Raw genomic sequence first — 4,938 nt, 5'->3', positions numbered from 1 at the left:
CCTAGCCAGATTTTCTTTTTATTACATTCCAACGCTATTTCCAAAGCTTTATTTAACAGATTTTTTCCAAGCCCATGTTTTTGAAATTTGTTCTTTATATAAATCCTCTCAATTTCAAGTGATTCCTCACCCATTTCTTCAGACTGAGCATCATTGGTATTAATCTTTAAATATCCAGCGACTTCATTATTAACATAAACAAAATAGAATTGCGACGAACTATTGGATAATTCTTTTTCTACTTGTTTTAAGTTAAATGCCCTTTCTAAATAGGCAATCATATTTTCGGGTGAGTTCTGATGCTTAAATGTGTCATTAAATGTTTCATAACTAATTTCTTGAAGTGTGCGTGAATCTTCAAGGGTGCATTTTTTTGTATTAATAGTCATTTAAAAATGTCGCTCCTTTGTTTAATTAATAATTTCTCTTGTTTCCCTTTTTGACAAATTCCCAGTCTTTTTCTATATTTTTTCTAACCCTTTGAAGAAGTGTAAAAATGGTTTCTACTTCTGTTTCGGAAAATCCCTCTAATGCAACGGTATTGGAATAATCATTTTCTCGTCTAATAAAAGGATAAACCTTTTTCCCTTTATCTGTTGGAAAGAGCTTCTTTATTTTTTTGTTATGTTGATCGTCTTTCTTCTCAATAAAACCAGTCATTTCAAGCTTTTTTATAGCACGAGCTGCTGTTGTTCGATCTACTTTTATCATCTCAGCTAACTTTTCTTGAATGATTCCTGGGTTTTCACATATACGCACCAGGTACAAATACTGCCCTTTTGTAAGGTCATATTCTTTAAATTCTATATTGCTTATAGAATCTAATGCCCGAGCAATCATTCCAATTTCGCGTAGAATTTCCTTCATAAATACAACTCCATCTATTTCTTGTAATGATCAATACTTTAGTAAATATTATAGCATTTTTATTGTATTTGCAACAAAATATAATGATAAAGATATTGTTTCCCTTATTAAACCTCCCCAGTTACCACATAAAAAACAGCCGCCATGATGGCAGCTGGATCCTTAAGATTTTGCACATTTTATAGAAATTACAATTTTTTTAAATCTGTTTTGGATAGGAGCAAAAAATAGACGGAACCTTTTTAAACGCAAGTAAACGATTGAATTTGCCTTAGGCTAATTCCGAAATTAACCCATCTACGTCCAGTCCAGCGATAGCCTGAAACAGAGTGCCGGCCAATAAATGTCGGATAAAACCAAAATTGCTCAAAACCTCTTAACCATACATACGTGTATCTGTGTAAACATCTAATCATGCTGCCTGGGTCTACTGCAAATGCACCTACAGTGTGCGTTTGTTGAGGAACAGCCGATGGCGGTGGAGATGTTGGCGGTCCAGCTTCTGGATCATGATGACCCGATGGCGGGGCTGTCGGACCATGATGACCATGCGGTGGTGTTGTCGGACCATGCTGACCAGGCGGCGGGGCTGTCGGAGGTTGAAAACCGCCAAATTGTCTTGGATCAAGGGTCGAATAATAATCGGCTTGGTATGAAGCTCCAGTTTGATAAGCATCTTGGCTATATGGAAGGTTATAGTATAGATGGAGATGACTAGGATACATAAAATGCACTCTCCTACAATTTATTTTCACAACATCATATTCTTTGGGTATCCATCTATAAACTTGTTCCAACAAAAATGTTTTATTTATATATATCCTAATAAACTGAATTCATTTGCTCCGTCTACACGAGCGGCATTCTCAATATCCGTATCGACTGTTTCAACAGTCTTACAGGTGTCCAAAAGCTATTTGCCCTTCTTAATTATTGGGCTGTGTTAATCTTGAATGTCGATTTCCGCTCCAGTCGGTCAGCAAACCCGTGGGCGTGCCGGGAAACCTCCTCGGCGCTAAAGCGCCTGTGGGGCCCTACTCCCACAGGAGTCGAGCTTATCCGCTCCAATCAACATTGTGTCAAAATCAACAGTAACCTTTAACACATCCAATTATTTAAGACCTTTAAATCCATACTTTTCTAAGGTCTTCATAGATTTATCATTTTGGAGATAATCGTAGAATAGTTGGGCTTCATTAAGATGGCTGCTATTCTTAATAACACCTACTGGATAAATGATTGGCTGGTGTGTGTTATCCTTTGCAGTGGCTACAATTTTAACTTTTTGAGATATCAATGCATCTGTCTTATAAACAATACCTGCGTCAACATTGTTCGTCTCAATATATGTAAGCACTTGGCGAACATCCTTGCCATAGACTACTTTCCCTTCAATCCCTTTCCAAACATTTAACTTATTTAATGTTTCCTTCCCATATTGTCCTGCTGGTACAGTTTCTGGGGTACCGAGTGCTACTTTATCAGCTTTGGTGAGGTCCTCAAATGTATTAATTCCTTTCTTTGAATCTTTTGGTACTACCAACACAAGGTCATTAGCTACCAAATCTGTTCCGTTTTTCTTTTCAATAAGTCCGTCCTGTACTAATTTTTGAAATTTATCCTCTGCTGCTGAAAAGAACAGGTCAACAGGTGCCCCCTGAGAAATTTGCTGCTGAAGTGCCCCTGAAGCTCCAAAGTTAAAGTTTACTATTACATTAGGATGTTCTTTCTGAAATTCTGCTTTAATATCCGTTAAAGCATCTTGTAAACTCGCAGCAGCAGAAACCGTCAGTTCCACTTTCTCTTGTTTAGCTGCTTGTTTCTTCTGCCCTTCCGTTGTCTTAGATTGATCATTCGTTGAACACCCCGAAATGACGAGTAATAGTAACATCATTAAAGAAAATAAAAAATATAATTTTTTCATTATCCCTCTCCCTTTCAAATTAGATATAACCAATTATAACTAATTATAACTAAACAGAAAGTAGAAAAATGTAAAAGAAATCACATTTTTTATTTATAATCTAAAATATACTTTTTTTTAAGCAGTAAGGTAAAATACAAAGGGGAGGGATGCATATGTCAAAAGAGCTTTCCTATACGATTGAAGAGGTGTCACAGCTTTTAAAAGTCTCAAAATTAACCCTTTATGACCTTGTAAAAAAAGGAGAACTGCCTGTTTTCCGTGTAGGAAGACAGATGAGAATTGATGCAAAAGACTTAGATATTTATATTAAGAGTCATAAGACCACTCAAAGTACAAAATTGCAAGCATCTGAGCAGGAACTTCACAGGAATAAAACAAGGGATTCATACAACATTGTCATTAGTGGACAAGACTTAGTATTAGATATTCTCGGTAAATACATTGAGAAAAACTCTGCATATAAACCATTACGCTCTTATACTGGAAGTTTAAATAGTCTTATATCTATGTACAATGGAGATTGTGACATCGTTAGTTTGCATATGTTTGACGGGGATACAGGAGAATACAACCTACCATACATAAAGAAAATTCTAATTGGCTATCCCTATATTTTACTCAATCTACTTTCCAGAAAAGCAGGTTTTTATGTTAAAAAGGGAAACCCTTTAAATCTTACCTCTTGGGCTGATTTAAATCGTCAAGATTTAAAAATAATTAATAGAGAGAGAGGTTCAGGAGCAAGGATTCTTCTTGATGAACAGCTTAGAATCAACGAAATTCCTTCTAGTAACATTAAGGGATACGAGCACGAAGAGTCAAACCATTTAAGTGTAGCATCTGCTGTCTCTGCTGGACTAGCAGATGTAGGAATTGGAATTGAAAAAGCTGCCAAAATTGTTGGAATCGATTTTGTGCCATTGATAACAGAACGTTATGACTTGGTTATTCTAAAAACGTCAGAGACTGAACAGTTAATAAGTACAGTAAAGAATATTTTATCTTCCCATCAGTTTCAAGCAGAAGTGGATTCTCTAGGAGATTATGACATTTCTCAAACAGGAAAGATTATTTATGAGACCTATTAAGAGGCTGCTGAATTGAGTAGCCTCTTTTTGATTATGATTCCTTTTATGGTTCAACCAAACTCCCTAGAGGAAAATCTCTCTACTTTACAAACGATCCATTATTTTTATTTTTTTGTAGGCTAATGGTGTCATGTTCATCAACTTTCGGAATTTATCAATGAAATAACTGGTGCTGTTAAATCCTACTTGATAGGCAACATCTGTCACATTGGAATCGGGTTGCTGCAGTAAAATTAAACTTTTTTGAATTCGATAGTCCATTACATAATTCAAAGGGGTTTTCTTTAATATCCGTTTGAAATATCGACAGCATTCAGACCGGCTTAATTGACCAGCTCGGGCAATATCGTCTAAAAGGATTTTCTCGGCATAATGCAGATGGATCCAATTTAACATTTGCTTCATTCGAGCACTCTTTAGCACTTCCGTTTGTTCGTACTCTAATGGAATCCCATTCATAATGAGGTTCTTCCAAATCAACGTGAGATACAGGCTAATGTCGATTTCATAGTATGGTGGATATTCTTTTATCAACTGATTGATTTTCATAATGGTACTCAAAATATTATTCGCCCAAAGCTCCTTTGAATCCAAGTATAAATAAGGAAGATTAGTCGCCTTTAAATAAGGGTTAACAAAGGCGGAATAGAGTTCTTGGGATAAAACGAAACTTGGGGAAACATTTAAACAAATATAGGCACAGCCCGAATCATTCTTCTCTTTCGCCATGTGCAGACAGCCACTATTGATAAATAGCCCCTCGCCTGCCTGAACCATAATATTTTCTTCATTTATTTGAAAAATGGCTTCTCCTTTTACAACTAGAACAAACTGAAATTCATCATGCCAATGAAGTGGTATATATCCATTGATATTTTGGTTAATCGTTGTTTCATAACAGGCTATGGGTAACACAACTGTACGATGTTCTGTTAATTCTTTTAAACTTTGGTCAACCTTAAAATCTTTAATTTGCATATATCCACCTCAATATACTTATATTTTTTCATTCAATTCGGGTATTATTTTAGGGGTTTTTCCCTTATCATATAAAAT

The 4,938-nt window shown here is 35.7% G+C and carries 6 protein-coding genes; 1 reads left to right on the top strand and 5 read right to left on the bottom strand.

Features of this window, described 5'->3' with window-relative positions:
- From V7266_RS27325 to modA, 4 genes are all read right to left on the bottom strand, one after another.
- A partial coding sequence (locus tag V7266_RS27325; RefSeq protein ID WP_335472368.1) for a GNAT family N-acetyltransferase occupies window positions 1–389 on the bottom strand: 389 nt, incomplete at its 3' end.
- Window positions 390–414: 25 nt separating this feature from the next.
- On the bottom strand, window positions 415–867 hold the full coding sequence (locus tag V7266_RS27320; protein WP_335472367.1) for a MarR family winged helix-turn-helix transcriptional regulator: 453 nt from the start codon (window positions 865–867) through the stop codon (window positions 415–417).
- Between the two features lie 242 nt (window positions 868–1,109).
- Entirely contained in the window at window positions 1,110–1,592 is a 483-nt protein-coding gene (locus tag V7266_RS27315; RefSeq protein ID WP_335472366.1) for a hypothetical protein, read from the bottom strand.
- A gap of 386 nt (window positions 1,593–1,978) precedes the next feature.
- Window positions 1,979–2,791, bottom strand: coding sequence for a molybdate ABC transporter substrate-binding protein (gene modA, locus V7266_RS27310; RefSeq protein WP_335472365.1), 813 nt, complete (start codon window positions 2,789–2,791; stop codon window positions 1,979–1,981).
- Between the two features lie 155 nt (window positions 2,792–2,946).
- On the opposite strand from modA, the gene V7266_RS27305 reads away from it, so the two are divergent.
- The gene (locus V7266_RS27305) at window positions 2,947–3,882 is read left to right on the top strand and encodes a helix-turn-helix transcriptional regulator (RefSeq protein ID WP_335472364.1); all 936 of its coding nucleotides are present in this window, start codon (window positions 2,947–2,949) and stop codon (window positions 3,880–3,882) included.
- Window positions 3,883–3,966: 84 nt separating this feature from the next.
- On the opposite strand, the gene V7266_RS27300 is transcribed toward V7266_RS27305, so the two are convergent.
- A complete protein-coding gene (locus V7266_RS27300; RefSeq protein ID WP_335472363.1) occupies window positions 3,967–4,860 on the bottom strand; it encodes an AraC family transcriptional regulator in 894 nt (297 codons plus the stop codon).
- Window positions 4,861–4,938 lie beyond the last annotated feature (78 nt).

The organism is Neobacillus drentensis (genome assembly GCF_036965645.1).
Lineage (GTDB): Bacteria > Bacillota > Bacilli > Bacillales > Cytobacillaceae > Neobacillus > Neobacillus drentensis_D.
The sequence above is the reverse complement of the archived record's forward strand: the minus strand, read 5'-3'. Positions and strand labels throughout refer to the sequence as shown.